This is a genomic window from Paludisphaera borealis (genome assembly GCF_001956985.1).
In the GTDB taxonomy this organism is placed as follows: domain Bacteria; phylum Planctomycetota; class Planctomycetia; order Isosphaerales; family Isosphaeraceae; genus Paludisphaera; species Paludisphaera borealis.
Window position 1 is genome coordinate 3,363,128 of the sequence record NZ_CP019082.1, and the last position, 17,140, is coordinate 3,380,267.

At 64.6% G+C, this 17,140-nt stretch carries 14 protein-coding genes; 5 read left to right on the top strand and 9 right to left on the bottom strand.

Going from position 1 to position 17,140, the window contains the following annotated elements; genetic code table 11:
* Window positions 1-93: 93 nt before the first annotated feature.
* The 6 genes from BSF38_RS13005 to BSF38_RS13030 form a co-directional block, all read right to left on the bottom strand.
* Window positions 94-1,149: a hypothetical protein gene (locus tag BSF38_RS13005; RefSeq protein ID WP_076346224.1), complete on the bottom strand. Its 1,056-nt coding sequence runs from the start codon at window positions 1,147-1,149 to the stop codon at window positions 94-96.
* Window positions 1,150-1,427: 278 nt separating this feature from the next.
* Window positions 1,428-2,249 (bottom strand): hypothetical protein, encoded by an 822-nt coding sequence (locus BSF38_RS13010; RefSeq protein WP_145952107.1) that lies wholly within the window; start codon window positions 2,247-2,249, stop codon window positions 1,428-1,430.
* Window positions 2,250-2,551: 302 nt separating this feature from the next.
* Window positions 2,552-3,859: a DUF1501 domain-containing protein gene (locus tag BSF38_RS13015; RefSeq protein WP_076346228.1), complete on the bottom strand. Its 1,308-nt coding sequence runs from the start codon at window positions 3,857-3,859 to the stop codon at window positions 2,552-2,554.
* Window positions 3,860-4,150: 291 nt separating this feature from the next.
* On the bottom strand, window positions 4,151-6,031 hold the full coding sequence (locus BSF38_RS13020; RefSeq protein ID WP_076346230.1) for a DUF1549 domain-containing protein: 1,881 nt from the start codon (window positions 6,029-6,031) through the stop codon (window positions 4,151-4,153).
* A 211-nt stretch (window positions 6,032-6,242) separates the two neighbouring features.
* A complete protein-coding gene (locus BSF38_RS13025; protein ID WP_076346232.1) occupies window positions 6,243-6,566 on the bottom strand; it encodes a TMEM14 family protein in 324 nt (107 codons plus the stop codon).
* A gap of 204 nt (window positions 6,567-6,770) precedes the next feature.
* Window positions 6,771-7,223 carry a hypothetical protein gene (locus tag BSF38_RS13030; RefSeq protein ID WP_099092087.1) on the bottom strand — a complete coding sequence of 151 codons (453 nt, stop codon included), beginning with the start codon at window positions 7,221-7,223 and terminating at the stop codon, window positions 6,771-6,773.
* A 355-nt stretch (window positions 7,224-7,578) separates the two neighbouring features.
* On the opposite strand from BSF38_RS13030, the gene BSF38_RS13035 reads away from it, so the two are divergent.
* The gene (locus BSF38_RS13035; RefSeq protein WP_237170866.1) at window positions 7,579-8,499 is read left to right on the top strand and encodes an RluA family pseudouridine synthase; all 921 of its coding nucleotides are present in this window, start codon (window positions 7,579-7,581) and stop codon (window positions 8,497-8,499) included.
* Between the two features lie 6 nt (window positions 8,500-8,505).
* On the opposite strand, the gene BSF38_RS13040 is transcribed toward BSF38_RS13035, so the two are convergent.
* Window positions 8,506-9,534: a PP2C family protein-serine/threonine phosphatase gene (locus BSF38_RS13040; RefSeq protein ID WP_076346236.1), complete on the bottom strand. Its 1,029-nt coding sequence runs from the start codon at window positions 9,532-9,534 to the stop codon at window positions 8,506-8,508.
* 284 nt (window positions 9,535-9,818) lie between these two features.
* Here BSF38_RS13040 and BSF38_RS13045 point away from each other — a divergent pair, with 284 nt between their 5' ends.
* The 4 genes from BSF38_RS13045 to BSF38_RS13060 all read left to right on the top strand — a co-directional run bounded on the left by BSF38_RS13045 (window position 9,819) and on the right by BSF38_RS13060 (window position 13,879).
* The gene (locus BSF38_RS13045; protein ID WP_076346238.1) at window positions 9,819-10,649 is read left to right on the top strand and encodes a 3-keto-disaccharide hydrolase; all 831 of its coding nucleotides are present in this window, start codon (window positions 9,819-9,821) and stop codon (window positions 10,647-10,649) included.
* 379 nt (window positions 10,650-11,028) lie between these two features.
* The gene (locus BSF38_RS13050) at window positions 11,029-12,405 is read left to right on the top strand and encodes an AAA family ATPase (RefSeq protein ID WP_076346240.1); all 1,377 of its coding nucleotides are present in this window, start codon (window positions 11,029-11,031) and stop codon (window positions 12,403-12,405) included.
* Window positions 12,383-12,979, top strand: coding sequence for an RloB family protein (locus BSF38_RS13055; RefSeq protein WP_083712916.1), 597 nt, complete (start codon window positions 12,383-12,385; stop codon window positions 12,977-12,979). Before BSF38_RS13050 ends, BSF38_RS13055 begins: the two co-directional genes overlap by 23 nt.
* 54 nt (window positions 12,980-13,033) lie before the next feature.
* Entirely contained in the window at window positions 13,034-13,879 is an 846-nt protein-coding gene (locus tag BSF38_RS13060; RefSeq protein WP_076342952.1) for an IS5 family transposase, read from the top strand.
* Window positions 13,880-14,139: 260 nt separating this feature from the next.
* Here BSF38_RS13060 and BSF38_RS13065 read toward each other — a convergent pair whose 3' ends face one another.
* Window positions 14,140-15,327, bottom strand: coding sequence for a Fic family protein (locus BSF38_RS13065; protein ID WP_076346244.1), 1,188 nt, complete (start codon window positions 15,325-15,327; stop codon window positions 14,140-14,142).
* 831 nt (window positions 15,328-16,158) lie between these two features.
* Window positions 16,159-16,977 carry a rhomboid family intramembrane serine protease gene (locus BSF38_RS13070; protein ID WP_076346246.1) on the bottom strand — a complete coding sequence of 273 codons (819 nt, stop codon included), beginning with the start codon at window positions 16,975-16,977 and terminating at the stop codon, window positions 16,159-16,161.
* Window positions 16,978-17,140 lie beyond the last annotated feature (163 nt).

Below are 17,140 nucleotides of genomic sequence, written 5' to 3' on the forward strand. Positions count from 1 at the left end.
GTCCGGACTGGGGCTTGGTCGGACTCGACGAAGGCCCGGCGCGGGTCGCGCCGGGCCTGGTCGAATTGTTACGGCTGCGATTCTCCGGGATCGTCAAGGAGCGTCGGGGCTCATCGGAGGGAACGCGAAGAAATCGCGAGGCGAACGGGTCGTCACGATGTAGGGAACGTATCCGGGCGTGAGCGGAACCGGGCCGCCGGGGCCCACGAAGTAGTCGAACTTCTGCTTGTGAAGCAGGCCCATCGGGGATTTCAGCAGGCCGTGGAGCTTGCTTCCGAGCCCCTGGAGGCAGTTCTTGCATCCCGCTCCGCCGCAGTTCGGGCAGCCGCCGCCGTGGCCGAAGCCCGACAGGAGACCGCAGCCGCCGCACGAGCCGCACAGGCCCTTGAGCCCATGACCCGCGCCTTGGCATCCCGAGCACGGGTCGCCGATTCCCGCACCGCCGCAAGGGCCGCAGCCGTTACCGCCGCAGAGGCGGCAGCGGAGCTTGTTCGCCAGCCCGCCGAGGTGCGAGTGAAGACCGCCGAGCCCGCATCCCGTCTGACCACAGGCAACCTGGGCGGTGGGCTGCACGACGGCTTGTCCGGTCGGAAGAGCCTGGCTGGTCGCAGCCACTCCGGCGGGGTGGTAGGGCCCGTAGCTCTTGGCGTGGCCGACGACGGGTCCGGCCGCGACCGCGCCGTAGCCGCCGTGACCGTGGCCCGCCAGGCCGGTTCCCAGTCCCGAGCCGTGCTTGAAGAGGCCCAGGCCCGAGCAGAACCCGCAGCCGGCGCCGCTTCCGCCGTGTCCGAGGCCGGAATGACTACCAAGTCCACCTCCATCGCCGTGCCCGCAACCGTCGCCGCAGCCCGCGCCGTGGCCGAGTCCGTGAAGCTTGCCGCCCAGGTGCGAGGCCGCACCCGCCAGCGAGCCCTTAACATGCCCGACGCCCTTGGCCGCCTGGCCGAGGGGGTCCTTGGCGTAGTGTCCATAAGGAACCGGGGGGGCGAAGTATTCGCCGCCGGTGTTGAAGTCGTACGCCGGAACCTCTCCGGGAAGCGTGGAATGCAACCGCCAGCCGTCAGCCTTTGCGGGCGCACTCAGGCTCATCCCGAGCCCCGCGGCCACACACAAGACGAACGCGGTCTCTCGCCGTTTTCCGAAACGCATGGTCAATCCCTTACCTGAGTCGCGTGAATCCTCCTGAAGTTGTCCGGAAGCAAGCGAGCGGACGACCGATGGCGGCCCTGGGCTTCCTGCGCGGGGGGCGAGCCGACGGTCTCTTGCGGCCATCTTCTGGCCTTGCCATTGTCCATCGGTAGGGGAGGCCCGCGATCTCGACCGAATCCGAAACTCCCGAGACGCAAAAAGTCCGACCCCCCGGCGCAAGCCAAGGGATCGGACCAGTTTCGTCAGGCGTCAGATTCGTCGCGAAGGACGGTGATCGGTCAACGGCCCTTGTCGTAGACCATCGACGCCGGCAGCTCGGTCACCGGTCCCGCGCCGTCCTCGTAGGAGATCATGGCGTGCCCCTCGCGGCTCTTGTACGCGTTGGAGTCGCGATGGAGCCGGCGCAGGTCGGGCAGGCCGAGCAGGTGCGAGATGATCCGGGGACGGCCGCCGACGGGGCCTCCCAGGGCGGTCTGCGCGGGGATCATGCTCGTCGGCATGACCGACGGGTCGCGCTGGCCGGGGCGGGGGCCGCCGGCCGCCATCGCGTTGAACGGGGTGAGGTTCCCCTGGCTCGACCGCGAGACCCCCACCGGGGCCGGGTCGGGGCCGCCCACCACGGCGTGGCCGGCGGGCATGCCCGACGCCATCATCTCGCCGCTCGCCACCGCGTGGCCGGCCGGATAGGCGTCGGCCTCGGTGACCGTGACCGGTCCGACGACCACGGCGCCCGCCTCACAGGCGGCGCAGCCGGTCGAACCGATCGCTTGATTGCCGTGGTTGTGGCCCTGGTGGACGACCCGGCCCTGGGGCGCGGCCGACGGCGGGGGCGGAACGTCGACGCCGCTCTCGGCCTTGGCCCGCGCCCGCTGGCACTCGGTGCAGTGCCGCCAGCCGAGCAGGCCCTTGTGATTGTGCTTCGCCGCGGGGGCCGGGGCGACGGCTTCCATCCCCTGCTGATAACCTTCCGGCGCCTGATTCAGGATGATCGGCGCGGAGGGGGCGTAGCCGCCCGCCTGCTGAGCGACCGCGCTGGCGGTCAGAGGGGCCGCGAGGGCCATTGCGAGCAGTCCTGGGCCAAACCGTGTCGGGAAACGCATGAGGGAACTCCTTTCCCAAGGTCTGCGCTCGACGCCGCGTCGAAAATCCTCGCCGCGGCGGTCAAAGCGCCTAACCAGTGCGGTCGAAACCGGGCCGGCCTTCTCTATCCTTCTCGACCTTTTCGTGCGAGCGGCAGGATTCCACCTCCGCCCGACCGGCATCCCAGGGCCTCCGGCCCGGAGATGGCTTCGGCGCGACGATCGATCAACCGCCCACGCCGGGCCCTCCCGATACATCCCCTATCATCGGCACATCGCAGCCCAGCCTTTCGGAAAATCCGGACTTTGACGCCGAGAAGGTCTCAGCCGAACAGCTCCGCGACCGGCTTACCGCCGTCGACGATCTTGATCGGCCGGCCGATGGCCGTCATGTTCTCCTTGGCTGCGTCGACCTTGAGCGCCTGGCAGAACGACGCCATCAGATCGGGGACGGTCACCGGGCGGTCCTTGACCTCCGAGCCGTCGGGGCTCGACGCGCCGATGACTTGCCCCCCCTTGACCCCGCCGCCGGCCAGGGCGACGTTGAAGACTCGGGGGAAATGGTCGCGGCCGGCGTTGCCGTTGATCTTCGGCGTGCGGCCGAACTCGCCCATCCAGACGACCAGGGTGTTGTCGAGCATTCCCCGCTGCTTGAGGTCGGTTACCAGCGTCGCGAAGCCCGGATCGACCTGGCCGGCGAGGGTCGCGATCCGCTCGTTGTTCTGCTGGTGCGTGTCCCAGCCGTTCATGCGGACCTCGACGAACGTGACGCCCGACTCGACGAGCCGGCGGGCCAGCAGGCAGCCCTGGCCGAACGGGGTCTTGCCGTAACTCTCGCGAATCACGGGGCTTTCTTCCTCCAGATTGAAGGCCTTCATCTGCGGCGAGAGGACCATGCGGGCCGACTGGGCGTAGAGCGCCCGGTGGTCGCGGACGCGGTCGGCACCGCCCGCCTGCTCGAAGCCGGCTTTCTCCAGGTGGTTGAGCAGGCCGAGCCGCCGCTTGAACCGGCCGTCGGGCACCTTCGGCTGGGTGTTGTCCGGAGTCCGCTGGGCGTTAGCCACCACGAACGGCTCGAACGCCGCGCCGAGGAACCCCGCGCCGGTCGTCGCGCCGCCGATCGAGACGATGTGCGGCAGGTCGAACTTGCCGTCGCCGATCTCGGAGGCCGCCGCGCAGCCGATGTGCGGGTGCTTGAGCGTGGCCGTCGGCACGTAGCCGGTGTGCAACTGATAGTTGGCCCGCTGGTGGTTCCCTTCCTTGTTGGTCATCGACCGGATCAGGGCGACGTCGTTCATGACCTTCGCGGTCTTCCCCCACGACTCGGCGATCGAGATCCCCGGCGCGGCCGTGGCGATGGCCTTGGTCGCCCCGCCGTGCTCGGTCCCTGGCTTGGGATCGAACGTTTCAAGCTGGCTCGGGCCGCCGTTCATCCAGAGCAGGATGCACGACAGCCGCTGCTTGCGCAGCTCGTCGGCCCGAAGGGTGATCAGGTCGGTGAAGCTGACCGGCAGCACGCCTCCGGCGGCCAGGGCCGTCGCCCCCAGACCGATCGACCGCAGAAACCCGCGACGGCCGATGACGCCCTCGCGACTCATGGCTACCTGGACGATGCTCGATTCGGTCTTCATGGCACGAGGCTCCCGGGGCTTGAAAATGGAGTTTGGGGTCGGCCAGGTCCGAATACAAGCCCGAAGCGCCAGCGAGTGAATCTCCGGTCGGCCGTTCGAATACCACTCACTCGCTGGCGCTTCGGGCTTGTACTGGAATCCATTCACTCGCTGGCGCTTCGGGCTTGTACTGGAATCCATTCACTCGCTGGCGCTTCGGGCTTGTACTGGAATCCATTCACTCGCTGGCGCTTCGGGCTTGTATTGTGGGAGGATGGGCGTCGCCCACCGCTCCCATTAGCGTTTGGGATTTCAGCGTCGCGAGATGAACTCGGTCGTGTTCACCAGGCTCCAGTAGATGTCCTCGAACGCCTCGTTCCGGTTGCCGACGGCGGCCAGATGGTCGGCGCAGATCTGGACTTCCTTGGCCGTCGGCCGGCGCGACAGGACGCGGAGGTAGAGGGCGTCGAGCGCGGCCTTCTCGTCGGGGGCGGAGGCCAAGATCCGGCCCAGCACGGTCCCCGGCTTGGCTTGGGTCCGGTTGTGGACGACCGGCCCGTTCATCAGGAAGAGGGCCTGGGGGATGGTGCCGAGGACCTCGTCGCCGGCGATCGAGGGATCGGCCCCGAAGAGGGCGTTGAACGAGCCGCGAAGACCGCCGGCGCGGACGGCCTTGGCCTGTCCCTTGGCGGCGGCCGGAGCGCCGGCCAGGCCCGCGGCCTCGATCGCCTTCTTGCCCTTGGCGGGGCCGCCGTTCGACGTGAGGACGGCCGGAACGGGGGCCTTCTTCCCGTCGTTGGTCGCGGGGATCTCGGCGGGGAGCCCCAGGGCGAGTTCGAGCGCTTCGAGGATCTGGTCGGAGCGAAGGCGGCTGGGGCAGTTGGAAGCGAGCTGGGTCTTGCCGGCCGGCGAGGCCGTCGCGCGAACCCGACGCTGATATGTCTTGGTGTTGAGGAGGGTCCGGAAGAGCCAGCGGACGTCGTAGCCCCCCTTCTGCCACTGGTCGGCGAGGGGTTCGAGGATCTCGGCGGCCTTGGCGGTCCGTTCCGGCCCGAGGTCGTCGACGGCGTCGTAAAAGCCTTCGCCCATCAGGACCGTCCAGACGCGGTTGACGTACGACCGGGCGAACCAGGGATTGTCCTGACCGGTCACGTACGACGCGGCGAGGTCGCGAAGCTGCTTCGTGGTCATCCCATCGGGCAGCTTCTGGGACGACTGCGACGAGGAGAGGAAGAACCGGGGGGAGACGGGAATCTGCTTCTTGGGGTCGTTGTTGTCGGGCCGGCTGTACCGCGTCCGGGGGAGGGGCTCGACCGCGAAGACCGGGCGCTGGCCCATCATGGCCTTCTGGACGTTCCGGGGCCGGGCGCCGGCGAAGAACGCGGCGAACTCGTGGAACTGCTGCTGCTTCCACGAGTCGGTCTTGTGGTCGTGGCACTGGGCGCACTGGATCTGCACGCCCATGAACACCCGCGAGACCTCGCCGGCCAGCTCGACGGGCTTCACCTCGTTCGCCAGGGCGAAGGCGACCGCGCCGTTCTCGTCGTTGCGGCCGGTGGCGGTGATGATGTCGGCGACGATCTCGTCCCACGGCCGATTCCCTTGAAGCTGCTTGCTCAACCAGTCTTCGAGCGCGTCGTAGCGGATCTGCGCGACGTTCTGGTTGGTCGCGTGGAACCGGACCACGTCGCGCCAGTAGCGGGCCCAGTTGCGGGCGTGATCGGGGCTTCCGAGCAGTTCGTCGATCAGCCTGGCCCGCTTGTCGGTCCGGCTGTCGGCGACGAACGACCGGACCTGCTCGGGGGTCGGCGGCGCGCCCGAGACGTCGAAGTGGACTCGACGGACGAACTCGACGTCGCTGGTGATCGGCGCGGGGGTGACCTTCGGGCTGTTCTTGGCGAGGAAGGCGGCGATCTGCGTATCGAGGTCGGCCGACGTGATCGTCGGAGCCGTGACCGTCCGCTTCGGCCTCGGGGGCGAGGGGGGCGCGGGCTTGGCGGGTTTCGGAGCGGTTTTGGGCTTGGCCGTGGCCTCGGCTTTCGGCGGCGCGGCGGCCGGCTTGTCGTCGGCGATCGTCCTGGGGCCGAACGCGGCCAGGACGGAAACAGCGACGAGGGCGTTCAGGCCGAGCAGCGAGGCGGCTCGCCTCCTACGGCTCGGATCTCGGTCGATGACGACGACATTCGCGAGCATGACGGCGTTTCTCCCCCTCAAGCTGCGTTCCGGCTTCGCGCAGCCGCGCGAATTCGATCCGACGCGGTCCCTATCAAGAACTTAGCCCGCCGATCGTCGGCAACTAGGCGCGTTCAATGATTATGGAACACCGGCGACCGTGCGTGGTGTCGCGGATTCGCGGAAAGTCGCCCCGACGGGGAGGCGGAGAAGGGGGGCGGTCGGCTTGGGTTCAGACGATCGAGATGATCAGCACGCTCAGAACGACGAGGCTGACCACGGCGAGGAGGCCGGCGGGCATGAACTTGCGGCTCTTGGTGACGAAACGGTAGTTGAAGAACAAGCAGAGGAACAAGGCGATGATCGTGGCGAACACGAGCCCTTCGTAGGGTCGCCAGAAGCTGACGCCGAGCGCGATCAGCGTGGCCGAGGCGCAGCCGACGCCGGCGATCAGCGACGGTCGGCTGCCGGCCTTGACGAACCCCATGACGCCGCCGCCCGCCAGCAGGAGGGTGTAGATAAATAGGACGACGCGGGCCGTTTGGAAGGTGAACATGGTGGTCGGGCGTCCTATGGCGAGCGGGGGGTTGATCTCAATGAATGTAGGGAGCGGACGCGTCGTCGTCAACGACCTGGCGCGGCGGTGAACGCCGAGAGGGCGAACCTCCCGCCGATCGTCGGGCGTGGCCCGGATCGACGAGAGACTCGCCCTCCCGTTTACTGCGGCTTGTTCGGACAGCGGAGGAACCAAATGTCCGCGTCAGGGCGTCTCGCCCGGGGGCGGCGGCGCCGGCACGTTGTTGGGCGGCGGCGCCGGCAGATTGCCGGGCTCGGGCGGGGCGGGAACCTTGACCCCCTCGTTGGGCACGGCACCCATCGGCCCGGAGTTCACGTCAGTCGGCCGGCCGAACTGATTCTGGACCCCGGGGACTCCCCCCGGCGCCGGCGTCTGCGTGGTCGTCGGGGCCGCGTTCCCGGGAACGTCGATCCCCATCGACCGCATCCGAGCCCGCTGGGTGGCCGCCTGGGTGTTGGCCCAGGGGAACTCAGGACCGCTCGGGAAATATTGAACGTCATCGTGCATGTACTTGCCCGAAGGCAACGTCATGCCGGCGTATTCGACCTGACAGCCGACCGAGGGCAAGATCACGCCCATCGCCAGCGCCGTCCAGAGCGCCACCCGACGGCGTGTGGCCTCTCGTGGTGAACCCATGCCGGGCAACCCCATTGCTTCCACCCTCCTTGGCGTCTTCGGCGGCGCTCTTCCCTTTAACCGAAGGGGGGCGGTCCGCCGTGGGGAGTCGTATCCTCAAGCCCGACGACCGGATGCGAAACGCAGGGCTCGCGAGCGGAGTCCGCTCTCGAAAACCACACTCGTTCACCCGCGTTACGGTCGTCGGGCTTCTTGCTCGGTTAAGGAATCGGCCGGATGGGACGGTCAAGCCCAATGATTCCGTGGGTTTCGGCAAAATGGTCGGGCCAACCCCCCGATTCACGCCGCGGCCCGCTTGCGGGTATACTGGTCCCATTCGACACCGCAACGGCCCGCATCCGTATTTTGGGATCTTATGACCACGATGAAGAACCGGCTCGACAAACTCGTCGCCGAGCAATTCAAGCTGTCGCGGCGCGGAGCGCGCGAGGCGATCCTCCGCGGCCAGATCGACGTCGCGGGCGAGCGCCGGCTCGATCCCGCCGACGAGATCGAAGCGGGCGAAGAGCTGTCGTACCACCCGAACCGCCCCAGGCCGGAGGTCGCCGCGCGCAACTTGCGGGTCCTCTACGAGGATCGCGACATCCTGATCATCGACAAGCCGACCGGCTTGCTCTGTCAGCCCACGCAAGCTCGCGAGCGTGACACCTTGCTTGAACGCGCAGGGCGCTACCTGGCGAAGAAGCGCGGGGTGGATCGCCCCTACGTCGGCGTGGTCCACCGGATCGACCAGCAGACGTCCGGAGTGATCCTGGTGGTGATCTCGCCGCGCGCGTTGCGACCGTTCCAGAATCTCTTCCGCACCCACACGATCGAGCGCAGCTACCTGGCGGTCGTCGAGGGGGTGTTCTTGACCCCGTCGGGCCGCATCGACCTGGCGCTCGTCGGCGACGCCGGCGACGGCCGCCGGGGGACCGCCCGCGAGCCGGGGGAGGGGACCCCCGCGACGACCCATTTCCAGGTCGTCGAAAGCTACGGCCGCGCCGCGAGCCTGGTGGCCCTCCGGCTCGAAACCGGCCGCACCCACCAGATCCGCATCCATCTGGCGGCCATCGGCCATCCGGTCGTCGGCGACGCCGTCTACGGCCGTCGCGGCCGCGCGGTGTTCCCCATCCGGTTCCCCCGCCAGGCGCTCCACGCCGAGGCCCTCGGCTTCATCCACCCACTCTCCGGCCAGCCGATCCGCGTCGAATCCCCACTGCCGGCCGATTACGTCGCCCTGATCGACGAGCTGAAGCACAAGTTCGGCGTCACGCGAGTCGCCTCGGCCGACTGACCGAGATCAGGACGGGGTTTTCGGACCCTGGAAGACGGGGAACTCCTCGGTGGGCTCGGCCGAGCTCGCCGACGGCTGGCGGTACTCGACGGTCTCGTTCTCGGGCTTGGGGATGGTGTAGCCGGCCACGATGATGGTGATGTTGTCCCTGCCCCCGTTGTCAAGGGCCATGTCGAGCAGGGTCTGGGCGGCCTGCTGCGAAGGCTCGCGGCGGGCGAGGCTCGCGGCGATCGCCGGGTCTTCGACCATGTCGCTGAGGCCGTCGCTGCACAGGAGGATCTGGTCGCCGTCCTCGATCCGCAGCCAACGGACGTCGGCCTTGATCTTGCCGCGATGCCCTCCCAGGTAGTTGGTCAGCGTGTTGCGGCGTGCGTGCTGGCGAACCTCTTCCTCCTTGATCTGCCCAGCGTCGGCCAGCGCCTGGGCGACCGTGTGGTCGCGCGTGAGCTGGGTCAAGACGCCGCCCCGGTACAGGTAGGCGCGTGAGTCGCCGACGTGGATCAGGAACAGGTGCGAGCCGACGCTGTACGCCAGGGTCATCGTCGTACCCATGCCGAAGAGGCGGCGGTCGGACTCGCTCTTGCGGGTGAGCCGGCGGTCGATTTCCTGGAAGTACATACTCATGCGTTCCAGCAGTTCGCGCGCTTCCTTCTCGTTGATCTTGAAGCCCCACTTGACCGACTTGTCGGCGAGCTTCAGGCCGGTGCTGATCGCCAGCATACTGGCGACGTCGCCGGCGTTCATGCCCCCCATGCCGTCGGCGACGACCATCGAATAGCCGTCCTCGCCCAGCCCTTGGGGCAGTTGCCCCTGTGGGAGGTTGTCGAGCAGGACTTCGAGCGTCCGGGAGACCTTGGCGACCATGAAATGGTCTTCATTCCGCTGCCGGACCCGGCCGGGATGCGACACCGCGCCGAGGTCGACGTGCACCGAGGTGCTGTGCGGCTCCTTGGGAACCGCCCGCGTCCCGGTGCTGAGCGGGCTGACCAGGAACTCGTACTCCGCCGTCTCGATCTTGACCGGACAGGCCGACATGGCGACGCTCCCGTGGTTGCCGAAGCACTTCAGCCTTCCACCGCGCGATGGGATGGGACTAGATCACCTTAGCATCCTCATCCCAGCGGACGGAACGCCCCTCCCTCCGCGAATTTCGAGCCGCCGGGCCGATCGCGCCGATTGACGGCGCCCCCCGGCCGGGTTAAGACAGCATCCGACGAACTTCGGAGATCCCTCGAACCCAAACGCAATCGCCCGCGCCCGAGCGTCGACGACGACGTTCGGGTCCGGATGCAATGCAAGAACGAAAGGCGACATTCGCTATGCTGACGCTGACCTTGACGCTCGCGGCGGCCCTCGCGACGGCGGCGAACGACCAGGACGCGAAGGCGGTCGACGCCGGCGCTGGCGCGGGCGCCGTCTGGACGCCGCTGTTCAACGGCAAGAACCTCGACGGCCTGTACACCTTCCTCCAGAAGCACGGCAGGAACGCCGACCCCGACGGCGTCATCACGATCGAAGACGGCACGATCCACCTCTACAAGAACGCCGAGGACAAGAGCCAGGTGGTGATGGGCTACATCGGCACCGACAAGGAATACGGCGACTACCACCTGCGGCTCCAGTACCGCTGGGGCCAGAAGAAGTTCGAGCCCCGCTACAAGCTCAAGCGCGACGCCGGCCTGTACTACCACGTCACCGGCCCCGACGCCGTCTGGCCGCGCGGGCTTCAGTACCAGATCGAGCAGACCAACGTCGGCGACCTGATCACCCTCTTCGGCATGCAGCTCGACACCACCATCGACCCCAAGACGGCCGACTTCGTCATGCCCAAGTACCCGGCCTATCAAGCCCCGAAAGACGGCGGCCAGCCCCACGTCCTCGGCGGCAAGGGCATCGCCTACCAGGCCCACGTCGCCGGCTCGGTCGAGAACGACGACTGGAACACCGTCGAGGTGATCGCCCGCGGGACCGAGATCGTCCACATCCTCAACGGCAAGGTCGTGAACCAGGGGACCAACGTCCGCTTCCTCGACCCCGAGAAGCCCGACGCCAAACCCGTCCCCCTCACCCGTGGCCGCATCCTGCTGGAAATCGAAGCCGCCGAGATGTGGTTCCGCAACGTCGAGATCCGCCCGCTCGAAGCGAAGTGACGCAGTTCAAAAACGGGGCGGAAGCCGCTCGAACCGAGCCGGCCTTCCGCCCTTTCGATTTCGACGCCTGGGCCGGACGACCGCGCAAGAAGCTGGGAGCGGTTCGCATTCGCCGAGCCAAAGGCCTCCAAATTACCCAAAGGGCCTCGGAATAAAGGAATGACCCTTCGCCCTCCCCTCCAGGACGCCTATTGAAGGCCGGAACATGAACTGACACCGGGTTTTGCTCTAGGCCGGAAGCGTGGAATCTGACAAGCATGTCTGCCAGAGGTTTCCTGGCGACACCCCATTGATTTTGTGATTTTCTCTCGATAGAGTTCGAAAGGTGTCCTGGGATTTGTCTGTCCTCCCTAAATCCTGCGAAAGTATCGAGGCAGACATGCTAATCAACTTCACGGTCGAATATTATCGCTCATTCGGCACCGAGCAGACCCTTAATATGCTCGCCACCTCGCTAAAGGACCATCCTGGTCATTGCGTACAAATCCCTGCCACTGACAAAAGCGTTCTGCAGACTGGGGTCATATATGGGGCCAATGCCTCGGGCAAATCCAATCTCATAAGGGCGATGTTGTTCGCCCAACAATTAATTTTGGGACGGACTACCCTCAAGGCACTCGCTCAATCACGCTTCCGCTTCGTAAAGGAGGAGAAGCCGGCTTCATTCGAGTTTCGCTTTCTCGCTAATGGGCAAGTATTCGTATATGGCTTCACGACTACTCATGAGACGATAATCGAGGAGTGGCTCGACGCTTCATCCAATACTGGCCGCGAGACCAATGTATTCACGCGTCAAAAGGAAACGATTGATATTGGGAGGCTGCGATCACTTGCAGAGGATGTGGCGATATCTCGAAAGGCACTGCGGGCTCTCAAAGACCTCGGGGTCCGAGATGATCAATTGCTACTCTCCAAAATTGTCGAGTTGCCCAATCAGAGTCGCGGCAAATTGCTGAACAGGGTTGCTTGGTGGCTAAGCAAATGCCTGACGACCGTCCCCGCCGAGTCCCACTACGCTCCACTGATGGATATGATCGACGTGGACGAAGACTTCCGAAGATTTTGTGGCACCTTCCTCAAAAACGTCGGCACGGGGATTGATGACTTAAGCATCGAGAAGGCTAAGATAGATGCGGATAAAATCCCCAAGCAGATGCTCGACCATTTGCAGTCACCAGAAGGCGAAAACACGGCGTTGCTGATCGGAGGTCCGGGCGTAGCTCTAGAACTTGATGCAGACGACCCAACCAAGGTCATCCGAAAACATCTCAATGCCAAGCACGAGGTGAACAACGAGGATTACTCGATCTCCTTCCAAGAGGAATCGGACGGCACTCAGCGTTGCCTTAGTTTGCTTCCTGCTCTCTATCATCTCACGCAGGAGCCCAGGGTATTTATAGTTGACGAAATTGATCGTAGCTTGCACCCGCTACTCTGCCATGCGTTATTGAAACTCTTCCTCGATGAGTGCCCTGGTCATTATCAGCAAATGATCGTCACAACCCACGAAACCCACCTACTCGACCTCGATCTTCTCAGGCGGGACGAGATCTGGTTCATGGAGAAGGATAGCCAGCAACAATCGCGACTGTCTTCGCTAGGAGATTGGAAGACCCGCAAGGATCTTCGAATTGAGAAGGGTTATCTTCAGGGACGGTTTGGCGGCATCCCGTTCATCGGCCACACCAAAAAACTGAAGGACATGATTCATTGTCCGGCCAACGGAATTTGGAATGAGGAAGAAACGACCACTTGACCGCGAGGCGACGCCTGTCCGTGACGCAAGCTTGGTCGTCATCGCCTCCGAAGACAAGTACGCTGTTAAGCAGTACTTCGATTTCTTCGAATCCACTAAAATACAATTTCGCGTGCTCGAAACGTCCGATGGAAAATCGGCACCGGAGTATGTACACGAACGGATCAGCGAGTACATCCGTGAGTTCGAGATCGGCGAAGGTGACACCTTGTGGGTCGTCTGCGATTGTGATCACTGGGTACAGCCGGGTCACATCCAGAATCCGACTCATGTCATACAAGAGTGTCGCAAGAAGCACATCGAGGTCGCTTTGAGCAACCCATGCTTTGATCTCTGGCTACTACTTCATTTCGCTGACTTTCCCGAGGAAGAAAAGCTTACTTGCGACGAAGTGGCAACTCAACTCCGCACTGCTGTAGGCGGCTACGATAAGAAAAAGGTCTACAACCTAGCGATTGATGACGAGAAAGTGTCGAGTGCGGTTAAGAGAGCGCGTGACAATCCTCGGCCGCGAATGGGTATCCCGATTCGACCACAGACTGAGAGGCTATCCCGTAATTCTAGAAGATCGTAAACTCTTGTCCTCCCAGGAGGTTCGCAGGATTCATCGCCGCAGGAGCACCGTTCGATGCGTAAGCCCTACCCGTCCGACCTGACCGACGAACAGTGGGCGATCGTCGAGCCCTTGATCCCCGTTCCCCAGGTCGGACGGCCCCGGACCAACGACATGCGGGAGGTGCTCAATGCCATCCTCTACCTCAACCGCTCGGGGTGCCAGTGGGATATGCTGCCGCACGACCTGCCGGCCAAGAGCACCGTCTACAACCACTTCGCCCAGTGGCGGGACGACGGCACATGGCAACTCATCCTGGACGCCCTGCGCCGCCAGGTCCGCACGACGGCCGGGCGGGAGCCGTCCCCAAGCGCCGGGAGCATCGACAGCCAGACGGTCAAGGGGACCGAGACAGGGGGCGAACGGGGCTACGACGGCGGCAAGAAGCTGACCGGCGTGAAACGACATATCATCGTGGATACGCTGGGGTTGCTGCTGGTCGTGGCGGTCTCGGCGGCGTCCGCCGACGACGGGACGCACGCCCCCCAGGTGCTGGGGCGGCTGACGGCCGAGCATCGAAGCCGGTTGGCGTTGGTCTGGGGCGACGGCAAGTATCGCAACCACCACCTCGACGGCTGGCTGGCGGAGGCCTCGGCCGGGTACAGGATCGAGGTCGTGGAGCGGCCGCCGGGAAGCCAAGGGTTTGTGAAGCTGCCGAGGCGCTGGGTGGTGGAGCGGACGTTCGCCTGGCTGGGGCGGCATCGGCGACACAGTCGGAATTACGAGCACCACGCCGAGAGCAGCGAGTCGATGATCCGCATCAGCTCTATTCATCGCATGCTCAAGTTCTTGAAGCCCGATCGCTCAAGGCCGGCGATCCCGTTCAAGTACCATAAAAACCAGGACATCATTACGGGATAGCCTCTGACATCCATCTTATTATCCTGTCTCTAATAGAGAAGGGTGTCATCTCGGTGCGTCGCAGGCAGGAGACAGCTCGTGGGGCGAGGAAGCGGAATACAAGGGACGTGAAGGGCGATTAATCGAGCTAAGGAAAACCCGGTGTCAAGGAAAACCCAGTGTCAGTTCTGGTTTCGGCCTACCTCGGGGCGAAAACGGAGTCATTCCTAGGCCGGGGCGGGGGGAACCGCTTGAGCCATCGGCTTATTTCGGATTCGTATTCAAGTTGAGTGGCCCGCTTCCGTCTCGGTCGCCTGGGCGTCGCCTTCGTCGACATCGGGGCGCGTGAACGGGGAGAAGTCGGGTGACTCGAAAAGCGACAGGTACGGATCGTAACGATAGCGTCGATTTCGCTGAAAGCCGGTCGTCTCTCGCAGAATTCCCGCCTCGGCGAACTGCTCGACGTACTTGCCGGCGGTCGGAAAACCGCACCCGAGCCGCTGCTGGACCATGTGGATCGAGACGAGCGGCTGCTCGAAGAGGTAGTCGAGGAGCGCCTGGTGCTTCACCCGCTGCCGATGCTCCTCCCGCAGTGCCAGAATCTTGCGGGCGGTCTCCGTGGCCGCCTGGCTGACCTCGAAGACGCCCCGCAGGAAGAACTTGATCCAGCCTTCCCAGTCGCCCGATTGGCGGATCGCCGTCAGCCGGTCGTAATACTCCGCCCGGTTCGCCTTGAGAAAGGAGCTGAGGTAGAGCAGAGGGCGGTGGAGAATCTCTCGCTGGCAGAGCAGGAACGTGATCAACAGCCGCCCGACCCGCCCGTTGCCGTCGATGAAGGGGTGGATTGTCTCGAACTGGGCGTGGGCGAGAGCGCAGTGGATCAGGACGGGGAACGTCTCGTCGTCGTGGAGGAACTTCTCCAGGTTGTCGAGCGCCGAGTGCATCTGGTGGACGGGGGGAGGCACGAAGGCCGCCGTGGCGAGCGTGCAACCCGCGGGACCGATCCAGTTCTGGCTGCGCCGGAAATCGCCGGGCGTCTTCTCGCCCCCTCGCACTCCTCGCAGAAGCCGCTCGTGAATCTCACGGATGAGCTTCAGGCACAGGGGCAGGTCTTTCAGGCGGCCGAGCCCGAAGTTCATGGCGTTGACGTAGTTGACGACTTCGCCGACGTCCTTCGGAAGATCAGCCCCCTTCTCGTCCAACTCAAACTGGAGCACATCCTCCAGAGTGCTCTGGGTTCCCTCGATCTGGGAACTGAGCACCGCCTCCTGTCGCACGAACATGGCCACGAACAGGTCCGGGTTCGGCAAGATCGACGTGACCCCGTCCAGCCTCCCAAGCGCCCGATCGGCCCTCGACATCAGGTTGATCGTCTCGGCGTCGAGCACCGGCGGCGGATCGGGCGGCAGAGGAGCCGGGACGAAAGCCCGGTATCCCTCGACCTGTCGGATAAATTGACCGGCTCGCATCGGAACACCTGTCCTCTATCGCTATTCTACGATCGTGTAAGACAGCCGAAAGGCAGCCACCCATGTTACACGAAACAGAGACTTCCTTTAACATGACGGCTCAAATTGGCTTTGGCCGGACGGGGTCAGTTTGGCAGGGCGGGGTTGTTCTTAATTTTAGACGCAGATTGGGAATTCTGGGTCATCTTGAGTCCGGGGTCGTCAATCGATCTCATGGCCGACCCGATGAGGCGTACGTCCTTCCAGATCAGCCAGAGGACGTCCCAACAATAGGAACGGCCTTTTTCAGAACCCCTGCCTCGTGGAGTAAGTTCATACTGGGTGATTAGCTTCGCGGCGTTCTTTCCCAATCTGGATGCGGTGGCGAACGAGCCTCGAAGGCGGCTTCGCGGACTTGTCGGAAGATGCGAAAACCGCGCGGACGAACCCAATCCGGAAAGCCCTTGAGGGGCTTGCGGAGAATACGAAAACCGCGCGGACGAACCCAATCCGATCGGCGACGGGCGAGAGGCCGGGCGGTCTTCGGTCGGCCGTTCCGAGCGGGAAGGAGTCGGGAAATTCTTGCGATTCAGCGCGATCGAAGCCAATTCGACATACGGCCGCAAGATCTCACTACAAAATGCTTTGCGTTCACAGAGCGGCCAAACTGAGGCGCGCGATCGAAGCCAATTCGGCGAGTCGCGGCGGTGCGGTCGATAAGGCTGGGATCGAAGGTCGAGGCGGTCGGCGACGATCCGAAACGGGGAACGATCGAAGCCAATCGCGGCGGCGGTGCGGTCGTGGTGCTTTCGGAGAAAATGAAGCCAATTTCCGCGCCCAGGCCGGTCCGGGCTAATACCCCTGATAGGGCGAGGTCTGCCATCCCTGGAGGTGGGCGTCCATGGCTTTGATGTACTGGGCGCGGTTGTAGAAGAGGAGCGCGACGAGGATTCCGGTGGCCGCGCCGCCGACGTGGGCGAGGTAGGCGACGCCGCCGGATTCGCCCATCTTGCCGAACGCCTGCGAGCCCAGGTAGATCTGCAGGACGATCCAGCCGCCGATCACGACCACCGCCGGCAAAACCGTAATGAACCGAAAAACCAGCACGCGGATCTGGTTGTGCGGGAACCAGACGACGTAGGCCCCCATGATCCCCGCGATGGCACCCGACGCGCCGAGGGTCGGGATCATCGAGTTCGGCGCGGCGGCGATCTGGAGCAACGATCCGGCGAGCCCGCAGGCCAGGTAGACGATGAGGTAGCGGACCTCACCCAGCACCTCCTCGACGTTGTCGCCGACGATCCAGAGGTAGAGCATGTTGCCGGCCAGATGCATCGGACTGCCGTGGAGGAACATCGACGTGAACAGGGTCAGCCAGATCGGGATCGGGCAGGGGGCGTGGGGGATCACATCCGGCGGCGCGTTGGCCGGAATCCGCTCGCCGAACGGGTCGCGCGGGTCCTGGACCCGGACCGCCTGCTGCGGATTGACGATCGGCTCGTCGATATCCCTGTTGTGCGTGATCTCCCAGGGTGTGGCCGCCAGGGCGAACTTGAAATCCTCGCCGCGATCGACCTGGACCACGTACATCACGACATTGATCGCGATCAGGGCGTACGTGACGAACGGGGTGATCCGGGTCGGTTGCAGGTCGCCGAGGGGGAGAACCATGAAGGGGACTCGAATCGAAAGGGGCGGGAGGGGCCGCTCGCCGGATGCGAGGACGCCGGTCTGGGATCACGCCCGTCCATTTTGTGTCCGGCGGGCGTTCTTGAAAATCCCTCTCCGGCGGAAGCCGACGGTCCTCCCGGCCACAATGATGAGTTTGAAGGCT

Excerpts from the sequence above, each read along its gene's own strand:
- BSF38_RS13005 (WP_076346224.1), bottom strand. The coding sequence starts at position 1,149 with ATGCGTTTCGGAAAACGGCGAGAGACCGCGTTCGTCTTGTGTGTGGCC.
- BSF38_RS13010 (WP_145952107.1), bottom strand. The coding sequence starts at position 2,249 with ATGCGTTTCCCGACACGGTTTGGCCCAGGACTGCTCGCAATGGCCCTC.
- BSF38_RS13015 (WP_076346228.1), bottom strand. The coding sequence starts at position 3,859 with ATGAAGACCGAATCGAGCATCGTCCAGGTAGCCATGAGTCGCGAGGGC.
- BSF38_RS13020 (WP_076346230.1), bottom strand. The coding sequence starts at position 6,031 with ATGCTCGCGAATGTCGTCGTCATCGACCGAGATCCGAGCCGTAGGAGG.
- BSF38_RS13025 (WP_076346232.1), bottom strand. The coding sequence starts at position 6,566 with ATGTTCACCTTCCAAACGGCCCGCGTCGTCCTATTTATCTACACCCTC.
- BSF38_RS13030 (WP_099092087.1), bottom strand. The coding sequence starts at position 7,223 with ATGGGTTCACCACGAGAGGCCACACGCCGTCGGGTGGCGCTCTGGACG.
- BSF38_RS13035 (WP_237170866.1), top strand. The coding sequence starts at position 7,579 with ATGACCACGATGAAGAACCGGCTCGACAAACTCGTCGCCGAGCAATTC.
- BSF38_RS13040 (WP_076346236.1), bottom strand. The coding sequence starts at position 9,534 with ATGTCGGCCTGTCCGGTCAAGATCGAGACGGCGGAGTACGAGTTCCTG.
- BSF38_RS13045 (WP_076346238.1), top strand. The coding sequence starts at position 9,819 with ATGCTGACGCTGACCTTGACGCTCGCGGCGGCCCTCGCGACGGCGGCG.
- BSF38_RS13050 (WP_076346240.1), top strand. The coding sequence starts at position 11,029 with ATGCTAATCAACTTCACGGTCGAATATTATCGCTCATTCGGCACCGAG.
- BSF38_RS13055 (WP_083712916.1), top strand. The coding sequence starts at position 12,383 with ATGAGGAAGAAACGACCACTTGACCGCGAGGCGACGCCTGTCCGTGAC.
- BSF38_RS13060 (WP_076342952.1), top strand. The coding sequence starts at position 13,034 with ATGCGTAAGCCCTACCCGTCCGACCTGACCGACGAACAGTGGGCGATC.
- BSF38_RS13065 (WP_076346244.1), bottom strand. The coding sequence starts at position 15,327 with ATGCGAGCCGGTCAATTTATCCGACAGGTCGAGGGATACCGGGCTTTC.
- BSF38_RS13070 (WP_076346246.1), bottom strand. The coding sequence starts at position 16,977 with ATGGTTCTCCCCCTCGGCGACCTGCAACCGACCCGGATCACCCCGTTC.